Annotated in this window: 17 protein-coding genes and 1 tRNA gene; 7 read left to right on the top strand and 11 right to left on the bottom strand. The window is 41.4% G+C overall.

All coding sequences use genetic code 11. The annotated features are described in order from the left end of the window. Positions 1-53: 53 nt before the first annotated feature. The 9 genes from rpoB to deoC form a co-directional block, all read right to left on the bottom strand. The gene (gene rpoB, locus H5089_RS14380; protein ID WP_138488388.1) at positions 54-4,079 is read right to left on the bottom strand and encodes a DNA-directed RNA polymerase subunit beta; all 4,026 of its coding nucleotides are present in this window, start codon (positions 4,077-4,079) and stop codon (positions 54-56) included. Positions 4,080-4,350: 271 nt separating this feature from the next. Next, complete coding sequence (gene rplL / locus H5089_RS14375; RefSeq protein ID WP_002958882.1) at positions 4,351-4,713, bottom strand: 50S ribosomal protein L7/L12; 363 nt, start codon at positions 4,711-4,713, stop codon at positions 4,351-4,353. A gap of 76 nt (positions 4,714-4,789) precedes the next feature. Next, complete coding sequence (rplJ, locus tag H5089_RS14370) at positions 4,790-5,284, bottom strand: 50S ribosomal protein L10 (protein WP_002958881.1); 495 nt, start codon at positions 5,282-5,284, stop codon at positions 4,790-4,792. A 323-nt stretch (positions 5,285-5,607) separates the two neighbouring features. Beyond that, positions 5,608-6,312 carry a 50S ribosomal protein L1 gene (rplA, locus tag H5089_RS14365; RefSeq protein WP_002958880.1) on the bottom strand — a complete coding sequence of 235 codons (705 nt, stop codon included), beginning with the start codon at positions 6,310-6,312 and terminating at the stop codon, positions 5,608-5,610. A 3-nt stretch (positions 6,313-6,315) separates the two neighbouring features. Next, the gene (gene rplK, locus H5089_RS14360) at positions 6,316-6,744 is read right to left on the bottom strand and encodes a 50S ribosomal protein L11 (protein WP_002958879.1); all 429 of its coding nucleotides are present in this window, start codon (positions 6,742-6,744) and stop codon (positions 6,316-6,318) included. Between the two features lie 214 nt (positions 6,745-6,958). Then, on the bottom strand, positions 6,959-7,522 hold the full coding sequence (gene nusG / locus H5089_RS14355) for a transcription termination/antitermination protein NusG (RefSeq protein ID WP_002958878.1): 564 nt from the start codon (positions 7,520-7,522) through the stop codon (positions 6,959-6,961). Between the two features lie 4 nt (positions 7,523-7,526). After that, entirely contained in the window at positions 7,527-7,904 is a 378-nt protein-coding gene (secE, locus tag H5089_RS14350) for a preprotein translocase subunit SecE (protein ID WP_002958877.1), read from the bottom strand. A 132-nt stretch (positions 7,905-8,036) separates the two neighbouring features. Further along, positions 8,037-8,113, bottom strand: a tRNA-Trp gene (locus H5089_RS14345). A gap of 148 nt (positions 8,114-8,261) precedes the next feature. Beyond that, positions 8,262-9,005, bottom strand: coding sequence for a deoxyribose-phosphate aldolase (deoC, locus tag H5089_RS14340; protein WP_182712488.1), 744 nt, complete (start codon positions 9,003-9,005; stop codon positions 8,262-8,264). Between the two features lie 450 nt (positions 9,006-9,455). Between deoC and cysG the strand changes: the two genes are divergently transcribed. From cysG to cysQ, 6 genes are read left to right on the top strand one after another with little or no spacing between them, the layout of a single operon-like run. Then, on the top strand, positions 9,456-10,883 hold the full coding sequence (gene cysG / locus H5089_RS14335; RefSeq protein ID WP_024603341.1) for a siroheme synthase CysG: 1,428 nt from the start codon (positions 9,456-9,458) through the stop codon (positions 10,881-10,883). 49 nt (positions 10,884-10,932) lie between these two features. Next, positions 10,933-11,832 carry a sulfate adenylyltransferase subunit CysD gene (gene cysD, locus H5089_RS14330; protein ID WP_002958873.1) on the top strand — a complete coding sequence of 300 codons (900 nt, stop codon included), beginning with the start codon at positions 10,933-10,935 and terminating at the stop codon, positions 11,830-11,832. Beyond that, a complete protein-coding gene (gene cysN, locus H5089_RS14325) occupies positions 11,832-13,256 on the top strand; it encodes a sulfate adenylyltransferase subunit CysN (protein WP_182712487.1) in 1,425 nt (474 codons plus the stop codon). The genes cysD and cysN overlap by 1 nt, the downstream gene beginning before the upstream one ends. A gap of 31 nt (positions 13,257-13,287) precedes the next feature. Continuing rightward, positions 13,288-15,012 carry an SLC13 family permease gene (locus H5089_RS14320; protein WP_182712486.1) on the top strand — a complete coding sequence of 575 codons (1,725 nt, stop codon included), beginning with the start codon at positions 13,288-13,290 and terminating at the stop codon, positions 15,010-15,012. Positions 15,013-15,044: 32 nt separating this feature from the next. After that, positions 15,045-15,638, top strand: a complete 594-nt coding sequence (gene cysC, locus H5089_RS14315; protein ID WP_007378439.1) for an adenylyl-sulfate kinase — start codon at positions 15,045-15,047, stop codon at positions 15,636-15,638. A 9-nt stretch (positions 15,639-15,647) separates the two neighbouring features. Then, on the top strand, positions 15,648-16,418 hold the full coding sequence (gene cysQ, locus H5089_RS14310; protein ID WP_182712485.1) for a 3'(2'),5'-bisphosphate nucleotidase CysQ: 771 nt from the start codon (positions 15,648-15,650) through the stop codon (positions 16,416-16,418). Positions 16,419-16,491: 73 nt separating this feature from the next. Here cysQ and H5089_RS14305 read toward each other — a convergent pair whose 3' ends face one another. After that, complete coding sequence (locus H5089_RS14305; RefSeq protein WP_182712484.1) at positions 16,492-17,895, bottom strand: P-loop NTPase fold protein; 1,404 nt, start codon at positions 17,893-17,895, stop codon at positions 16,492-16,494. A gap of 246 nt (positions 17,896-18,141) precedes the next feature. Beyond that, the gene (locus H5089_RS14300) at positions 18,142-18,939 is read right to left on the bottom strand and encodes an alpha/beta fold hydrolase (protein ID WP_182712483.1); all 798 of its coding nucleotides are present in this window, start codon (positions 18,937-18,939) and stop codon (positions 18,142-18,144) included. 444 nt (positions 18,940-19,383) lie between these two features. Between H5089_RS14300 and H5089_RS14295 the strand changes: the two genes are divergently transcribed. After that, positions 19,384-20,667 (top strand): aromatic amino acid transport family protein, encoded by a 1,284-nt coding sequence (locus H5089_RS14295; RefSeq protein WP_182712482.1) that lies wholly within the window; start codon positions 19,384-19,386, stop codon positions 20,665-20,667. Positions 20,668-20,761: the final 94 nt, after the last annotated feature.

Here is a 20,761-nt window from a genome sequence, read left to right as displayed (position 1 = left end):
ATTCTATTCAGCCGTAACAGATGCTGCAGCGTTAACTGCAGCATCTAATTGGCTTAATTTTCTTCCAACTCGATGTTGATACCCAGTGAGCGGATTTCTTTCAACAATACGTTGAACGATTCTGGCATACCTGGTTCCATCTTATGGTTACCATCAACGATGTTTTTATACATCTTAGTACGACCGTTCACGTCATCCGATTTCACTGTTAGCATTTCTTGTAGAGTGTAAGCAGCACCGTAAGCTTCAAGTGCCCATACTTCCATCTCACCAAAACGCTGGCCACCGAACTGTGCTTTACCACCCAGCGGCTGCTGAGTAACAAGGCTGTAAGAACCAGTAGAACGTGCGTGCATCTTATCGTCAACCAAGTGGTTAAGTTTAAGCATATACATGTAACCAACAGTTACTTGACGTTCAAACTGATCGCCAGTACGGCCATCATAAAGTGTAACCTGACCACTTCGAGGATATCCACCAAGCTCAAGCATGTCTTTGATTTCGCTTTCTTTCGCGCCATCAAATGCAGGAGTAGCTATTGGTAAACCACCTTTTAAGTTTTCAGCTAGACGACGAATTTCGTCATCAGTGAAGCTAGCAATGTCTACAACTTGGCGAGATTCACCAATTTCGTAAGCTTGCTTGATGAATTCACGTAGCTCATGAAGCTCACGTTGTTCTTTCATCATCTCTTCAATACGTTCACCGATACCACGTGCAGCAAGACCCATATGTGTTTCAAGGATCTGACCGATGTTCATACGCGATGGTACACCTAGTGGATTCAATACGATATCTACCGTACGACCTTTGTCATCGTAAGGCATATCTTCTACTGGTACGATAGTCGAGATAACACCTTTGTTACCGTGACGACCCGCCATTTTATCACCCGGTTGGATGCGACGTTTAACAGCTAGGTATACTTTAACGATCTTAAGTACTCCTGGTGCTAAATCATCACCTTGGGTAATTTTACGACGTTTGTTTTCAAACTTTTTATCGTATTCAGCTTTAAGCTCATCGTACTGTGCAGCTAGTTGCTCAAGCTCAGCTTGCTTGTCTTCTTCAGCAAGGCTTTGCGTAAGTACTTTTTCAGCATTAAGAGATGCAAGTTTATCTTCATCAAAACCAGCAGCTATAAGTAGCTTGCGTGCACGGTCTAAAACGCCTGCTTCTAAAATACGGAACTCTTCGTTGAAGTCTTTCTTCGCTTCGCGAAGCTGCATGTCTTCAACTTCTAACGCACGTTTATCTTTTTCAACACCATCACGGGTGAAAACTTGCACGTCAATTACAGTACCAGTTACAGAGTTTGGTACGCGTAAAGAGCTGTCTTTAACGTCAGACGCTTTTTCGCCGAAGATAGCACGTAATAGCTTCTCTTCAGGTGTAAGCTGTGTCTCGCCTTTAGGAGTCACTTTACCTACTAGGATATCGCCGCCTTTAACTTCAGCACCAATATATACAACGCCTGATTCATCAAGCTTGCCTAGCGCAGACTCACCCACATTCGGGATATCTGCAGTGATCTCTTCAGGACCTAATTTAGTATCACGGGCAACACACTGTAGTTCTTGAATATGGATAGTCGTTAGACGATCTTCTTCAACTACGCGCTCTGATAACAAGATTGAATCTTCGAAGTTGTAACCGTTCCATGGCATGAATGCCACGCGAAGGTTTTGACCAAGGGCTAAGTCACCTAAGTCAGTCGAAGGACCATCTGCTAACACGTCACCACGAGTAACCGGTTCGCCAACCATACAAGTTGGTTTTTGGTTAATACATGTATTTTGGTTAGAACGTGTGTATTTGGTTAAGTTGTAGATGTCGATGCCCGCTTCACCAGGGATGCGTTCTTCTTCATGTACATTTACAACGATGCGACTTGCGTCAGCATACATTACTTCACCACCACGTTTAGCAACGATAGTTACACCAGAGTCTTTCGCTAGTGTTAACTCAATACCAGTACCTACTAACGGTTTATCCGCTTTCAATGTTGGTACTGCTTGACGTTGCATGTTTGAACCCATCAATGCACGGTTAGCATCATCGTGTTCTAGGAACGGGATAAGTGCTGCCGCTACAGAGATCACCTGTTGTGGTGATACATCCATATACTGCTGGTCCATGCGACCCATAAAGGTAGATTCACCTTTGTGACGACATGGAATAAGTTCATCAACAAACTCATTGGTTTCAGTTAAGTTTGAGTTCGCCTGTGCGATAACAAACTGACCTTCTTCAATGGCTGATAAGTAATCAACTTCATCAGTTACAACACCATCTACCACTTTGCGGTAAGGTGTTTCTAAGAAACCGTAGTCATTTGTACGTGCGTACGTAGACAACGAGTTAATTAGACCGATGTTTGGACCCTCAGGAGTCTCGATTGGACATACGCGACCATAGTGAGTTACGTGAACGTCACGTACTTCAAAGCCTGCGCGTTCACGAGTTAGACCGCCCGGACCTAATGCAGAGATACGACGTTTATGCGTAACTTCTGATAGTGGGTTATTTTGGTCCATAAACTGTGATAACTGAGACGAGCCGAAGAACTCTTTAACCGCTGCCGAAATAGGCTTAGCGTTAATAAGATCTTGTGGCATTATAGCGTCAAGGTCACCTAAGCTTAAACGCTCACGTACAGCACGTTCAACACGTACTAGACCAACACGGAATTGGTTCTCAGCCATTTCGCCAACACTACGTATACGACGGTTGCCTAAGTGATCGATATCATCAACATCGCCTTGACCGTTACGAATAGCAATTAATACTTTCATAACAGACACGATGTCTTCTTTGCTTAATGTGCCTGGGCCTGTGTCTGTATCGTAACCAACACGGCTATTGAACTTCATACGACCTACAGTAGATAAGTCATAACGCTCTTCAGAGAAGAACAAGTTCTGGAATAAGGCTTCAGCCGCGTCTTTCGTCGGTGGCTCGCCTGGGCGCATCATGCGGTAAATTTCTACTAGTGCTTCTAAACGGCTGCTTGAAGAGTCAATGTTCAATGTATTTGACATGTAAGCACCGCTGTCCACTTCATTGATATATAACGTATCAATTTTAGTGTGACCGGCTTTAACCAATTCAGCCATTAGCTCTAGAGTTAGCTCGTCATTTGCATTTGCAATAACTTCACCAGTTGACTCATCAACATAGTTTTTAGCTACAATACGGCCAATGATGTACTCATGTGGTACTTCTAATTGCTTAATGCCTTTCTTCTCGATGCTCTTGATGTGGCGAGCCGTAACACGACGACCGCTTTCAACAAATACTTCACCGTCTTCGCTCTTGATATCAAAAGCGGCAGTTTCACCACGTAAACGCGAAGGTACAAGTTCCATAAGAACTTTACCATTCGTTACTTCAAACGTAGTGTTATCGAAGAACATATCTAGGATTTCTTCGCTAGAATACTCTAGTGCACGTAGGATGATAGACGCCGGTAATTTACGACGGCGGTCAATACGTACATATAAGTTATCTTTTGCATCAAATTCGAAGTCTAACCATGAACCACGGTAAGGTATAACGCGTGCGTTATATAATACTTTACCCGATGAATGGGTTTTACCGCGGTCGTTATCAAAGAATACACCAGGGCTACGGTGTAGCTGAGAAACGATAACACGCTCTGTACCATTGATTACAAAAGTACCGGTATCTGTCATGAGCGGAATTTCGCCCATGTAAACTTCTTGCTCTTTAATGTCTTTAACTGTGCCTGGTGCTTCTTTGTCCATAACAACAAGACGCAGTTTCACGCGAAGTGGAGCAGAATAAGTCACACCGCGAATTTGACATTCTTTTACATCGAAAACTGGCTCACCAATACGGTAACTTACGTATTGAAGCTCAGAATTTCCCGAGTAGCTTTTAATAGGGAACACAGAACGGAAGGCAGCTTCCAAACCATGATCGCCATCAGCGTCCGGCACTAAGAATTTTTTAAACGATTCTAACTGTGTAGACAGTAAAAAAGGTATATCCAAAACTTGTGGACGTTTACCAAAATCCTTACGGATACGTTTCTTTTCAGAATAAGAGTAAGCCATGGGGTTCCTCAGCTTGCTGATCTTTGACCCGACCTGTTCTTGTAAGAACAGACTTAACTGGCAGCTATGCCAAGATTTTACAACATTTAACTGTTGTTCTAATTAGATCCCACTTTAACACTAGCAAACTATAAAGCGTTGAAAGTAAAGAAAAAATCAGATTTTATTTGAACTAAAAGAGTGCATCACTCTATAGCGCAAAAAGGCCGGTGATTAAATAATCACCAGCCCTTGCCTGATTTCTCAGGCAGCGAACTTAGCAAAAGCTAAATTACTTAACCTCAACTTCAGCACCAGCTTCAGTAAGATCTTTTGCAAGTGCTTCAGCTTCTTCTTTAGATACACCTTCTTTAACAGGTGTAGGAGCAGCTTCAACAAGAGCTTTCGCTTCTTTAAGGCCTAGGCCAGTTGCGCTACGAACAGCTTTGATTGCAGAAACCTTGTTAGCGCCAGCGCCAGTAAGGATTACGTCAAATTCTGTTTTCTCTTCAGCAGCTTCAGCAGCTGGACCAGCTACCATTGCAGCTGCAGCAGTTACGCCGAATTTTTCTTCCATTGCTTCGATAAGAGCAACAACGTCCATTACTGACATTTCAGCAATTGCGTCAAGGATTTGGTCTTTAGATACAGACATTACAAATTTCCTAATAATTAACGGACATTAAGTCCAAATAAATTTTACACCGAAAGTGAGATTAAACAGCTTAAAATTAAGCAGCTTGCTCTTCTTTCTGTACACGTACTGCTTCAATTGTTTTACACAATTTGCCAGCAGACGCTTCTTTCATAGCACTCATTAAGCGTGCAACAGCTTCATCGTATGTAGGTAATGTAGCAAGCATTGCTGCATCAACAACATTTCCTTCAAAAGCGGCCGTTTTAAGCTCGAATTTCTCATTCTTTTTCGCGAAATCTGAAAAGATACGCGCAGCAGCACCTGGGTGCTCTGATGAGAAAGCGATTAAGCTTGGACCAACAAATGAATCAGAAAGACACTCAAAATCTGTTCCTTCAAGAGCACGTTTTGCTAAAGTGTTACGGACAACTTTCATCCAAACACCATTTGCACGAGCTTCTTTACGAAGGGCAGTGATTGCGCCAACTGTTACACCACGAGAATCTGCAACAACTGCAGATAGAGCACCATTGGCTGCTTCGTTGACTTCAGCAACTATTGCTTTTTTGCCTTGAAGATTTAAAGCCATGGGTGTTACTCCTGGTTTAATGGGGGTACCGATTATCGGATTCCCCTGTTCTACTCTTCCCTACCAAACAAGGTAGAGATGCTTTTTACGGCGAGAGCCAGAAGGATTAGGAAAAATCTATCTGGGGTCTACACCGTCTACGTAGGTGAATATTAAGGCCGAAGCCACCTACGGTCTTGGACGGAAGCCCAATTTATCGTTAACCCCGAAGGCTTAACGAAATTATGGACTTCAACCCGAATTCTTTACTTTGCAAATTAATAAATTAATCAACAAAATGGCGCGAAATTATAGTACAAATTTCGCGCCATGTAAACACTCAATTAAGCAACAATAGTGCTTAAAGTGTTTTGGTCAACAGAAACACCTGCGCCCATTGTTGTAGAGATAGTTACTTTCTTCAAGTAAACACCTTTAGCTTGAGAAGGTTTAGCCTTCTTAAGCGCAACAATTAGAGCTTCAAGGTTTTGTTGTAACTGCTCTGCAGTGAAATCAACCTTACCAATAGTAGTATGGATGATGCCATTTTTGTCATTACGGTAACGTACTTGACCTGCTTTAGCATTTTTAACTGCTTCTGCAACGTTAGGCGTTACAGTACCAGTTTTAGGGTTTGGCATTAGACCACGTGGGCCTAAGATTTGACCTAGTTGACCAACAACACGCATAGCGTCTGGTGATGCAACAACAACGTCAAAGTTCATCTCGCCTTTTTTAACTAGTTCAGCAAGATCTTCCATACCTACTAATTCAGCACCGGCTTCTTTTGCAGCTTCTGCATTAGCGCCTTGTGTGAATACAGCAACACGAACGTCACGACCAGTACCGTTAGGTAGTACAGTAGCACCACGAACGTTTTGATCAGATTTACGAGCATCGATACCAAGGTTAACGGCAACGTCAACACTTTCTACGAATTTAGCTGTCGCTAACTCTTTTAAAAGAGCAACTGCTTCATTGATTTCGTAATCTTTAGTTACTTCCACTTTTTCGCGGATAGTACGCATACGTTTAGTTAATTTAGCCATTTCTTAGTCCTCTACGTTCAAGCCCATCGCACGCGCAGAACCTGCGATAGTGCGAACCGCTGCGTCCATATCGGCAGCTGTAAGGTCAGTTCGTTTTGTCTCAACAATTTCTTCAAGTTGAGCACGAGTTACTGTGCCTACTTTATCAGTGTTAGGACGGCCTGAGCCTGACTTGATACCAGCAGCTTTCTTAAGTAAGTAAGCAGCAGGTGGCGTTTTCATGTCGAACGTAAATGAACGGTCACCGTAAACAGAGATCACTACAGGAACTGGAGCGCCTTTTTCGATAGACTCTGTACGTGCGTTAAACGCTTTACAGAATTCCATGATGTTTACACCGTGTTGACCTAGTGCAGGACCTACTGGAGGACTAGGATTAGCCATACCAGCGGCAACTTGTAGCTTGATTAGAGCTTCAACTTTTTTAGCCATTATAAATACCTCATTTGGTGGGTCTCAGCCTTGTGCGCGCGAGGACGCGTACTCTAACGGCTTCCCAGTTTAAAAATTGGTTTCGTACTTTTTGCACAGTAAAAAATAAATTTTACCTTAATACAAAAAGGCCGCTGATTATAAGTTAATCAGCGGCCTTTTTCAAGCTTCATGCCAAAATTTAAATAAAAATTAGCGAAGCTTTTTTAATCAATTACTTATCTTGCTCAACTTGACCGAATTCAAGCTCAACTGGCGTAGAACGACCAAAAATAAGTACAGATACTTTTACGCGGCTCTTTTCGTAGTCAACTTCTTCAACTACACCACTGAAATCTGCAAATGGACCATCTGTAACGCGTACAACTTCACCTGGTTCAAATAATGTAGCAGGTTTAGGTGCTTCAGCATTTTCTTGTAGGCGATTAAGAATGCGCTCAGCTTCTTTAGGGCTGATAGGAGCAGGACGATCAGACGTACCACCAATAAAGCCCATAACGCGCTCTGTGCTGTTCACTAAGTGCCAGCTTGCGTCATTCATATCCATTTGTACTAATACATAACCTGGGAAGAATTTACGCTCAGATTTACGCTTTTGGCCAGCGCGCATCTCAACAACTTCTTCAGTTGGTACTAATATCTCACCAAAGCTCGATTCTAGACCTTCGATTTTAATATGTTCAATTAACGTTTGAGCTACACGCTTTTCGTAACCAGAAAAGGCCTGTACTACATACCAACGTAACTTAATTTCTTTGTTCTCGTTCTCATCCGACATGGGATCAGATCTCCAATCCAGTTAAAAAGCCTACAGCGCGGAATAAAATGCCATCTAATCCCCAAAGGATAAGTGCCATAATCACTGTTGCAACCATTACAATTAATGTCGTGTGGGTAGTTTCTTGGCGCGTTGGCCAAATAACTTTGCGTACTTCAATTCGAGCTTCTTTAGCGAAAGCAAGAAAGTTACGTCCCTTAAATGTTTGCGAGGCAATTGCTAATCCGGCCGCTATTGCAACAACAACGCCAATAGCACGTAGTAATACAGATTGATCTGCATACATGTGATTACCAACAACTGCGCCTGCAAGTAGCGCGATTGCTACTAACCACTTTACTGACTCCATCGCACTTGATGGTGTTTCTACATTCGTGCTCATAATATTATTACCTTAACTACAGACACAACAACCCTACACTACGGCAGGGTTAATCCATTAAAATCTAAACTTAAAAACAGACTTAATTTAAACCGGTTTTTAATCTCAGACTACTCAAATAACAAGTAAAACTGGCAGGGGCGGAGAGATTCGAACTCCCAACCATCGGTTTTGGAGACCGCTGTTCTACCAATTGGAACTACGCCCCTGCAAAGTGGATGCCTATTATACTTACGCAGTTCATTAACACAAGCCTAAAAGATACCCACATTGGAAAATCTAATTAATTAATTACATTATTGTTTCAACTGCTAATAATTTAATCGGTTAGATAAACCTACAATCCAAAGATATTGATTATTTCCCTATGGTTTTATAAACGTCACTTAACAAGCTTGAAGCGCCAAACCTAAATGTATTTGCTTGCAAATAATCATCACCCATTATTGCGCGTGCTAGCGCTAAATAATCACTAGCATCGGCCACTGTTTTAACACCGCCGGCCGCTTTAAAGCCCACACGTTTATTTGAGTTTTTAATGGCTGTTAGCATAGTTTTTGTTGATTCAAGCGTGGCATTTACAGCTACTTTACCCGTACTGGTTTTTACAAAATCAGCACCGCCTTCAATTGCAAGCTCCGTGGCTTGAGTAATAAGCGCGTCGGTTTTTAGCTCGCCGCTTTCTATTATTACTTTAAGTTGCGCGCGCGACCCACACGCTTTTTTACTTTCGCTTACATAATTAAGTACAGTTTGAGCATCGCCCGCGATTAACTTTTTATAAGGAATAACCAAATCAATTTCGTCAGCGCCGCGCTCTATTGAAATAAGTGTTTCGTTAATTACATCACTCAGTGGTGCATCACCTGTTGGAAAGTTAGTGACTGTTGCGACTTTAACATGGTTAAGCTCACGCGCTGCGAGTGCTATTTTTGCATCATCAACAAAATCGCTATAAATACATACTGCGGCAGGCGTACCTAAGGTAGGATTTATGCTATCAACAAGTGCTTGAATGCTTTTGGTGGTATCGCTGGTGTTTAAGCTTGTTAAATCCATCAGTGCGACTGCTAATGCGGCATCTTTTTGGTGTTGTGTCATTAGAGCTCCGTTGCTTATGTAATACCAATTTTATTAAAAACATGATCATTTTAGCGTATTAAATAACGCACTAACTAGGTTAAAAACTATTTATATAGAACAACTATGTATCATAATTTTAGCCTTGTTATTGAGCTATTTTCTCGTCGCTATAATAGATCACTAATTTAATGCAAATGGTATAAGTACAAAATTTGATATGCCTCCATATTAACAAATTAAACTAAACTCGCTATAGCTCATAACCAAACACTATAAGCTGGTTATTTTACTTGTAACTCCGCGCAATCCCTTGTTAACTAGCTCTTAGGCCTAAAAAGCCCACCTATTATAACTTTTGGTTATATCAACTTGGTTTTAATTATTTTTTACTTATTGATAGCCGCTATATTCTGCTTATCAGAATAAAGCGTTTTCTTATATTTGAATTTGTTTAGGGGTCTTATTAACGTGCAGTATTTACCTATCTTTACCAAACTCGACAACAAACCAGTATTGGTTGTTGGCGGTGGAGAGGTCGCATTACGCAAATGTCGCGCGTTTTTAAAAGCGAGAGCAAGCGTTACTTTAGTAGCGCCTTGGTTTTGCGACGAACTAAAAGAGCATGCACATAATAATGAAGTAACGCTTATTGATGCTTATTTTGATGAATCGCACCTTGATGGCAAAATGCTTGTTATTGCAGCAACCGACCGCGATGAAGTAAACAACAACGTATTTGAACTTGCCAATGCCCGCAATGTGTTTGTAAACGTGGTTGATGACCAACCTAAATGTACGTTTATATTTCCATCCATTGTTGACCGTGACCCAATTACGATTGCTATATCAAGTGCTGGCACAGCGCCCGTACTTGCACGTCGCTTACGCGAAAAGCTCGAAACACTTATTCCACATCATATTGGCCCACTTGCAACACTTGTCGGTGGCTTTAGAGACAAAGTAAAAAAACGCTTTAAGCATTTTTCAGACCGCCGCCAATTTTGGGAAGGCGTGTTCGACTCATCTGTCGTGAGTAAAGTACAAACCGGCGATACCCAAGCCGCACAGCAGCAACTAGAGCAAATGCTCGATGCGAAAGCAGAACCTGAAGGCGAAGTATATGTAGTAGGTGCAGGTCCTGGCGATCCAGAGCTTTTAACACTTAAAGCACTGCAACTTATGCAACAAGCCGACGTCGTCGTTTATGACTTTTTAGTCTCTGACGAAATTATGGAACTAGTGCGCCGCGATGCTGACCTTATTTGTGTAGGTAAACGTTTGGGCGATCATAGTGTTGTTCAAGAAGATACCAACCAAATGCTGGTCGACCTTGCTAAACAAGGCAAAAAAGTGTGCCGCATTAAAGGTGGTGACCCGTTTATTTATGGCCGTGGTGGCGAAGAAGTACAAGTACTGGCTGCTAACAACGTAAATTATCAAATTGTTCCAGGTATTACAGCCGCTGCAGGTTGTAGTGCTTACGCGGGTATTCCGCTTACGCATCGCGACCATGCACAAGCCATTCAATTTGTAACTGGGCATTGTAAAAAAGACGGTCAAGAACTTGATTGGCAATCGCTGGCAAAAGCAAATCAAACGCTGGCTATTTACATGGGCGTAATTAAATCGCCGCACATACAAAGCGAGCTTTTAAAACATGGCCGCAAAGCCGACACCCCTGTTGCCATTATCGAAAACGGTACACGTAAAAATCAGCGTGTAGTAACAGGCCAATTAGGCGAACTTGCCGACTTAATTGAACGCAATAGCATTATATCGCCTGCGCTACTCATTATTGGTGAAGTAGCCGCCCTGCACTCGCAACTAGCGTGGTTTGGGAAAAACGAGCAAACAAGCAGCTTTGCACAGCCGCTAACAGATGTATCAAATACATAACCGAATTTTAAATTTGTAACTTTTAATCATTTTAGTAGGACGACTAACAATGGCTTTAACTCACCTTCAGCAACTTGAAGCTGAAAGTATCAAAATCATGCGCGAAGTCGCCGCTGAGTTTGAGAACCCAGTAATGCTTTACTCTATTGGTAAAGATTCGTCGGTACTTTTGCACTTAGCGCGTAAAGCATTTTACCCTGCAAAAATTCCGTTTCCGTTATTACACGTAGACACCAACTGGAAGTTTCGTGAAATGATTGAGTTTCGCGACCGTATAGCTAAAGAATACGGCTTTGATCTACTGGTACACAAAAACCCGGAAGGCATTGAAATGGGCGTAGGCCCGTTTACGCATGGCTCAGGTAAACATACCGACATAATGAAAACCCAAGGCTTAAAACAAGCGCTAGATAAATACGGCTTTGATGCTGCATTTGGTGGCGCACGCCGCGACGAAGAAAAGTCACGCGCAAAAGAGCGTGTTTATTCGTTCCGCGACAAACACCACCGTTGGGACCCTAAAAACCAACGCCCAGAGCTTTGGAATACCTACAACAGCCAAGTTAATCCGGGTGAGAGCATTCGTGTTTTCCCATTATCTAACTGGACTGAGCTTGATATTTGGCAATACATTTATCAAGAAAACATCGAAATGGTGCCATTGTACCTAGCTAAAGATCGCCCAGTAGTTGAGCGCGACGGTACTTTAATTATGGTTGACGATGAGCGTATGCCTCTTAATGAAGGTGAAGTACCGCAAATGAAATCTGTACGTTTTCGTACATTAGGCTGCTACCCACTTACCGGTGCAGTTGAATCAACAGCAAGTACTTTAACCGAAATCATCGAAGAAATGCTGCTATCTACGTCATCTGAACGTGAAGGTCGTGTTATTGACCATGATTCAGCCGGCTCAATGGAGAAGAAAAAACGTGAGGGGTATTTTTAATGTCTAGCCAAAATAACGATACATTTAACGAAGTAAAAGAAATAGGCATAGACGCCTACCTAGCACGCCAACAAGACAAAAGCTTATTACGCATGCTTACTTGTGGCAGCGTAGATGACGGTAAATCAACACTGATTGGCCGCCTACTGCACGACAGCCACCAAATTTATGAAGATCAGCTAGCAGCCCTTCATAAAGATAACGAAAAAGTAGGTAATGCAGGTGAAGATCTTGACCTTGCTTTATTAGTTGATGGCCTACAAGCTGAGCGTGAACAAGGCATTACGATTGACGTAGCGTACCGTTACTTTTCAACGGCTAAGCGTAAATTTATTATTGCCGACACGCCTGGGCACGAGCAATACACGCGCAACATGGTAACTGGTGCATCAACAAGCGATGTCGCCATTATTTTGGTTGATGCGCGTTACGGCGTACAAGTACAAACTAAGCGCCATAGCTTTATTTGTGACTCGCTGGGCATTAAGCAGTTTGTTGTTGCCGTTAATAAAATGGATATCGTTGATTTTGACGAAACCGTGTATGAAAAAATTAAGGCCGATTACCTTAAATTTGCTGAGCAACTTAACGTATCAAACATTAAGTTTGTGCCTATGTCGGCGCTTAAAGGCGACAACGTAGTAACACGCTCTGCACATACACCGTATTACACCGACAAGCCGCTACTAGAGTTACTAGAAGATTCGCCAGCAGCCGAAATAGATACAGGCTTTGAAGCGCGCCTACCGGTGCAATATGTCGTGCGTCCTAACTTAAACTTCCGTGGTTTTCAGGGCACACTGACATCGGGCAAGATGCACGTAGGCGATGCTATAAGAGTATTACCGTCGGGTAAAACATCAAGCATTAAAGAAATTGTTACCTTTGATGGCAACCTAGACAGCGCCGAAGCAGGCCAAGCAATTACCGTTACCCTAAATAACGAAATTGATATTAGCCGAGGGGATGTAATCGTACCTGCAAATTCAACGGCCGCTGTAACTAACCAGTTGCAAGCTAAAATTGTGTGGATGCATGAATCGCCATTAGTGTTAGGTAAAAGCTATAACCTAAAACTAGGTAGCAAAAACACCTCAGCTATTGTTAAAAAGATTGACTACACAATTGATGTAAACACGCTTGAGCACGGCACTAGCGACTCACTGCAGTTAAACGAAATTGCGATTGTAACGCTTGAACTAACCGAAACTATTTTGGCAGACGAGTACCACAGCAATCACGAAACAGGCTCGTTTATCCTAATCGATCGCTTATCAAACCTAACTGTTGCTGCCGGTATGATTGAGCAAGTACTGCAAAGCCAAACAAAGCAAAGTAACTTTAGCGAATTTGAAGTTGAATTTAACAGCTTAGTACGCAAGCACTTCCCGCATTGGCAAGCGCTTGATATTTCTAAGTTATAAGTTAACTTTAGCCTGTTAGGAATTTAAAAGCATGGTAGAACAGCTCGTTTTAACAGGCATTATGCTTACCTTAGTCGGGTGCCTTTTTGGCACCCGTATTAATCCAGCATGGTTATTTGTAAGCGCTATTGGCACCAGCTACTTAGCAGGGCTAATCGATCTTGAAAGTATGCTAGTTAACTACGCTAACCCGTCGCTTATCACTTTAGTACTATTGGTGTTAGTATCGACCGCAATAGAAAAAACCACCCTAATTCAAAAGTTAGCGCAATCGCTATCTAAAGGTAGTTTAGTAAAATCGGTAACAAAATTGGGGTTATCAACCGCCTTTTTATCGTCGTTTACTAACAATACCGCCGTTGTTGCATCGCTTATTACCGCGATAAAAGACAATCCTAATCACTCCCCTTCAAAGCTATTATTACCGCTGTCGTACACTGCTATTTTGGGCGGCACTATCACGCTTATTGGTACATCAACCAACTTAATCGTTAATGGCTTTGCAGTAGATGCGGGTATGGAACCGCTGGGCTTTTTTGACTTTACCTTAGTGGGTTTAGGCGCGTTAAGCGTAGGCCTAATTACCATTTTAGTGATGCTTAAATACTTACCCGACAACGGTAAAAGCGACCAAGAAGTCGTGCCTTTTTACCTAGAAGGTAAAGTACAAGCAAGCTCAAAATTAATAGGCCAAACCGTAGAAGAAAACGGCCTACGTGATTTAAAAGACTTATTCCTTGCTGAAATCATTCGCGATGGCAGCCGCATTTGCGCAGTCACCCCGCTGCAAATTATTCAAAAAGACGACGTGCTGCTGTTTGTAGGTGACATAAAATCGGTGCCATTACTTACCCGTTTCGACGGCCTAAAAGTAGTACACGAAAATCATCAAAAAGACATAGAACACTTAGTAGAAGTAGTTGTAAGTCAATCTTCAAAATTTATTGGTAAAACCGTAAAAGAAGCCCGCTTTAGAGAGCAGTTTCATGCAGCCGTTATTGCCATTCGCCGTGGACACGACCGCTTACAGGGCGGCCTTGGGCAAGTGCAATTACAAGCTGGCGACTCACTTATACTCGCACCAGGCAAAAATTTTTACACTTTGCCTAATTTAAAGCGCGAATTTGTGTATATTTCAGGGTTTGACTTACAAGCCCACCTTGCACCTAAGCAATCAAATATTGTGCTACTAAGCTTTGCTGCAGTACTGGGTTTAAGCATTATTGGCATAGTGCCGCTAGTTAAAGGCTTATTAGTGTTACTGATTGGCTTAATGCTCAGCGGCACCATAAAACTTAACGAAGTAAAACGCCGTTTCCCTATCGAGTTATTGGTGGTTGTAGGTAGCGCCATTGGCCTTGCTAAATTAATGATAGGCACCGGACTTGCCGGGCAAATATCCGACGCCATGTTTATGGTACTTGGCGACTTTGGTCCGTACGGCGCGTTTATTGCCATATTTTTAATGACCGTATTATTTACCGAGCTTATTACTAATAACGCAGCAGCTGCCTTGTCGTTCCCTGTTGCTTACTCGCTCGCGGTTGGTTTTAATGTAGACCCACTACCGTTTATTATGGCGGTTGCCTTTGGCGCATCAGCCAGCTTTATATCGCCATTTGGTTATCAAACTAACCTAATGGTTTATAGCGCGGGTAACTATCGCTTAAAAGATTACATAGTGATGGGCTTACCCCTTTCTATTATTTATTCAATCACGGTATTAACCCTGATCCCGCTGGTATTTCCGTTTTAATACCTGCGCTCACAGCATAAGAGACTCTCACTATGGATGAAAATATAGTTTGGCATAACTACGCAACGACAAAAGCACAGCGTAGTGAGCAAAAAAAACATAAGCCCGCTATTTTATGGTTTACCGGCTTTTCAGGCTCTGGCAAAAGCACCGTAGCAAACGCACTAGAAGCGGCGCTTAATCAGCAAGGTACGCACACTTACCTGCTCGATGGCGACAACGTACGCCACGGTTTGTGTAAAGATCTAGGCTTTAGCGACGAAGACCGCATTGAAAACATACGCCGCGTAGGCGAAACCGCAAAACTAATGACCGACGCTGGCTTGTTAGTACTTACTGCGTTTATATCGCCTTTTAGAGCAGAACGCGACATGGTGCGCAGCTTAGTAGACGAAGGCGAATTTATCGAAGTATTTATCGATACCCCACTGGATGTATGCGAAAGCCGCGATCCAAAAGGCTTATACAAAAAAGCCCGCGCTGGAGAGATAAAACACTTCACTGGTATCGATTCAAGCTACGAAGTGCCAAACAATCCAGAAATAATTTTAGATACAAGTAAAAACACCCTAGACCAATCGGTTACACAACTGATAACGTATCTAAAACAAAAGCACATAATATAGGTTAACCCCATGAATCAAACCGAACTGCTAGAAGAAACCCTCATCCTTGCCCGCAAAGCAGGCCAAGCGATAATGGGAATTTACGAAAAGGATTTTAACGTTGAGTACAAAGCCGATGAAAGCCCCGTAACCGACGCCGATTTAGCAGCTCATAAACTGATTGTGGCAGGGCTTCAACAGCTCACACCTGATATTCCAATACTCAGTGAAGAAAACGCCGACATAAGCTGGGATGTACGCCAAACGTGGAAAAGCTACTGGTTAGTTGACCCAATCGACGGCACTAAAGAATTTATCAAAAAGAACGGTGAATTTACCGTAAACATCGCCCTAATTAAAAACGGCATTCCTATTTTAGCCGTAGTAGATGCACCTGCCCTTGGCGTATCGTACTTAGCCGCCGAAGCCATTGGCGCATTTAAAGATAAAGGCGATGAGCGAATTGAGCTTAAGGTAACTACCAAACCTAACAAAGGGTTAATTCGAGTTGTAGGCAGCCGCTCGCACCCATCACCCGATTTAGCCGAGTTTGTAAAACGCTTTGACGAGGTTGAAATGGTGTCTAAAGGCAGCTCACTAAAACTGTGTTTAGTAGCTGAGGGCAGCGCCGATATTTACCCGCGCTTAGGTCCAACTTGCGAATGGGATACAGGCGCAGGCCATGCAATCGCCGAAATAGCCGGTGCTAAAGTCACTAAGCTTGATGGCAGCCCGCTTATTTATAACACTAAAGATGAGTACTTAAATCCGTATTTTGTAGTGAGTGCAATAGAAGAGTAAGGGTAGTTTTTAGTGGTTAGCTATCAGTTGTCAGCAAGACAAGTGATAGCTTTAACTACAATAGGACTTTATATTAACTATTGAATTTGAAGCTTTCTAGCATTTCTATCCTCTGCTTTAAACTCTCTAGATCAATCGAATTTCGAAACCCGTCAAAACTTTTTGTTAATTGTACTACATCATATGAATAGCTCTGTTCTTCTGTACTAGCACTTTCATCAGAACTTATATCTTCATGGTACTTTAGTGCTTCTCCAATATTACCGTGGTAGCTATCATTTTTTGCTCCAATTAAAGAGCTTTCAATTACTGCGCACGCTCTAGAATCTATTGATTTCAAATTAGGGGTTATTGTATGAAGAACTTTAATCAGCTTTTCTGGTGTATCTCCTCCATTAATATACCCACTATAACTTTCGTAATAGTACTCTTTAGCAACAATCAAGAATGCTAACAAGTCAGGGTAAAGATATACATCTTCCGCTGTAGATTTAACTACTAAATTTACTTTCGCAAATAACTGCTCTACTTCCCTTAAAGACAGTTTTTTAGCTTTCGCCAATAATTTAAAGGTATTCTTTAAGTGATCTTTTTCGTATCTAAATGATTGGTATTGAGTTCTTTTTTGAAAGAAAATATCAAACTCAAATATTTTATAAAGCTGTTCAATAAATGCGTCTAAATCACTCTCAGGCAAAATATACTCAATATCAATAAACCGCCTAAGATAACCCATTGCTTCAAACCCTGCACCATAGACCCCTTTAACGCTATGAGACAGTTGAAGTTTGTCCATTGCAATTACAAATACAAGACCTTCAATATCTAAAAGGTGTTTTATTCTCTCTAGTAACTCAATTGCATAAGTAGGTCTGCACCGATCCAATTCATCAATAATAATAAATAATTGGCTTGTAGCTCCATCTCCATTTTTTAAAGCTTTTGATACATTCTCTTTAAAAGAAGTAATAGCCTCTTTACTCTTTGTATAATCATCCAAAAAATCTTTAGATAACCCCTCCGTGAATTTGGCTGCTTCAGCTTCAATTATTTTTTCAGCGTCAATTATTCCAGCAGTAGCAAGCTTTACTAACACGGGTAAACCTTTTTTTAAAATTTGTGCACCTGCACTCTTTGCATTAACCCATGCTTTACTTTTCTCTTTATCTCCCTCAACAAGAGACTCTATTTTTTTATTAACCTCGCCCAGAAATGCTTGCAGTGGATCATTAACGAAATCAGTTTCCCAGGCACTAAAGTAAATTGCCGAACAATCATTTATTTGTAGGTTAGCTTTTAACATCTCCAAAAATGTAGTTTTACCTTGCCCCCAAGGAGCATTCACGGATAAAACAATCGGTGAGCTAATGTTTTTGAGGAGTGTAGTAAAGTTTTCGACATGAGGTTTTCGTCCAAGCTTGTCATTCTCAAAAGGGTCGTTTGGATCAATAATTATTTTATGTGATTTAAATTCCATTTATGTATTCTTCTCCGATTCCAGCATTGAAAGGTCAACTCAAAAAAACTAATCTTATATTCACATCAGAAAGCTCTAATGTAAACATTGCTTATCAATAGGGATGTGCAAGCAAGCTATGCGTTTTTATTACCTTCTCGATTACTACGTACCCCACTCAGAATAACTCCTTTAGGATCAGGTCTTGTTTTGAGTTTAGGGCGAAAATCAAAAAAGAATGTACCGATTCTATTCCTTCTACAACCCTTAACGATTTTGCTGGGCGATAAAAGCAAGCGAGTGCTGATTAAATAAGTCTGGGCGCTCCACATTACAGACATGGCCGCAATGGTGAATAGTTTGCAGTACGCTGTTTTTATGGCGCTTTACCATTTCTTTAACAGGGCCAAGGAACATATGATCTTCTTTGCCCATAATGTACAGAATGGGAATATCAATGTCTTTTTCTTTGAAGTATTGCATTAAAGGGTTTACATCCATGGCTAATTTAAACCATTTTATAAACTCTTTTTGGCACAAGCGTTTTGCTTCACGAACAAACAAAAGTCGAGATTCTTTATGGCGCTTTTTAGGCATCATAATAAAAGCAAATAAGCGATACAGCCACATATAAGGCAGGAAGTGTTTAAAAGTATTACCTAAATAAACCAATGTATTACTGCGAGTATTAAAACGAGTAACCGCTCCACCTAGCACCATGCTAGAAACATATTGCGGCGCAATTTCAGCAATATTTCGAATAATAATTGTGCCCAATGAAATACCAACAAAGTGTGCGCTGGTGATATTGTTATGATCTAACACATCGATAATGTCTCTAGAGACATTATTAAATGAATAATTATTATCAACAAAGTTTTGTACTAAGTTATTCGATTTACCGTGACCACGAAGATCTAGCAACAACACATTATATTCTTTTTTATAGGCTTTAAGCTGACGAAACCAAATTGCCGAGCTACCACCTGCTCCATGGACAAATACAACCCATGTTTTACTGGTTTCGTGCGCAAAAGTAGTATGGAAGAGAATCTCTTTGCTCATTGCAGTTAGTGGCCTATTTACTTCGTTTGGCATATTCAATTACAGGAAGTATAACGGAGTTTAATAAAAATCTCTTATGAAGTTCAGATCAATGGCTTCTACTTAACAGCTTTTCGCTGCAGATTCTGATTTTTAAATGAAAGCCAATAAAATGACCTTCCCCTATTTTTACGTTATGAAAACCGCCTACCTCGCCTTTGTTGCTCGCGTGACACTATAGCGTGTTGGGTTTCGCTGCGCTCAAACCAACCTACTTTAAAATTATAATGTGGTTCTGCCGCTTAAGGGTTTGCTCACTTTTACACCGCTGTTTCGTATTCATGACACTTACCCTTCAATTTGGTCTAATTAATTAGTCTACAAATCCTCTCAAAACATGAAATTTTTAGCTAAAAACTATATTCTTGCGCGCGATTATTATTTAAATAATGGATAAACACACACATGACAACATCTCAAGATGCAACGCTTTCAAATGCATCAACAAAAGGTGCACACACACCTTCAAACACACCCACTTCTAAATGGAACCTGCACGATACGCAGTGGACTTTAAGCCTTTTTGGTACCGCCGTTGGTGCGGGTATTTTATTTTTACCTATTAATATTGGCATTGGCGGTTTTTGGCCGTTAATTATTTTGGCATGCTTAGCATTTCCAATGACCTTTTGTGCACACCGTGGATTAGCGCGTTTTGTACTTTCATCAAAAAATAAAGATGCCGATTTTACCGATGTAGTTGAAGAGCACTTTGGTGTGACTGCGGGGCGGTTAATTTCTTTATTATACTTTTTATCTATATTCCCAATTTTGCTTATTTACGGTGTGGGCTTAACTAATACCGTTGATAGCTTTATGGTTAATCAAATGGGGATGGAATCACCTTCTCGCGTGTTGCTTTCGGGTGTATTAGTTGCAGGTATGATTAGCTTAATGATGGGCGGAGAGCGCTTAATGCTGCGTGCCTTTGCTATTTTAGTTTATCCGCTTGTGGGTATATTGTTCTTTTTATCACTTTATTTAATCCCTAGCTGGCAAATGCCAGATATGACACTGCCTGAAATGGGCAGCTTTGGAAAAACGTTGTGGTTATCGATTCCTATTATTGTGTTTTCGTTTAGCCACGCAGCGGCTATCTCAAGCTTTGTAAACGTGCAACGCGGTCATTACGGCGAACAAGCTACACATAAGTCTGAGGCGATTTTAAAGCGCACTAGCTTACTACTTATTACCTTTGTACTGTTATTTGTGTTCTCTTGCGTGCTGTCGCTTACAGGCGAGCAAATGGCAGCGGCTAAAGCCGCTAACGTATCGGTTTTATCCTACCTTGCTAATATTACTGATAACTCGTTTATTGCCACACTTGGGCCGCTTGTTGCCTTTATTGCTATTACATCGTCGTTTTTGGGTCACTTTTTAGGGGCACGTGAGAGCTTTACGGGTTTAGTAACTAAACAAACAAGCTTAAGCGCAAAAGCGGCTGATAAAATTGGTGTGTTAATTATGTTTTTAGCTATTTGGTTTTGCGCTGTTAAAAACCCAAGTATTTTAGACATGATGGATCAGTTATCGGGCCCTATCATCGCAATGATTTTATTCATCATGCCAATGATTGCAGTTTATAAAGTGCCTGCACTTCATAAATACCGTAACCGATTAAGCACGCTATTTATATTAGCGGTTGGTTCACTTGCTGTATTTGCACTTATTTACAGCATGATTAATTAATACGCTATATATTCAAAAGCCCAGCTAATTTAATTAGCTGGGCTTTTTTAGCCATAAAAAAATGGCGCTCACTGAGCGCCATTTTTAATTTAAT

The organism is Pseudoalteromonas sp. SR45-1, from assembly GCF_014163655.1.
Taxonomy (GTDB): domain Bacteria; phylum Pseudomonadota; class Gammaproteobacteria; order Enterobacterales; family Alteromonadaceae; genus Pseudoalteromonas; species Pseudoalteromonas distincta.
Note: the sequence above shows the minus strand (reverse complement) of the source record. Positions and strands in the feature narration are given on the sequence as shown.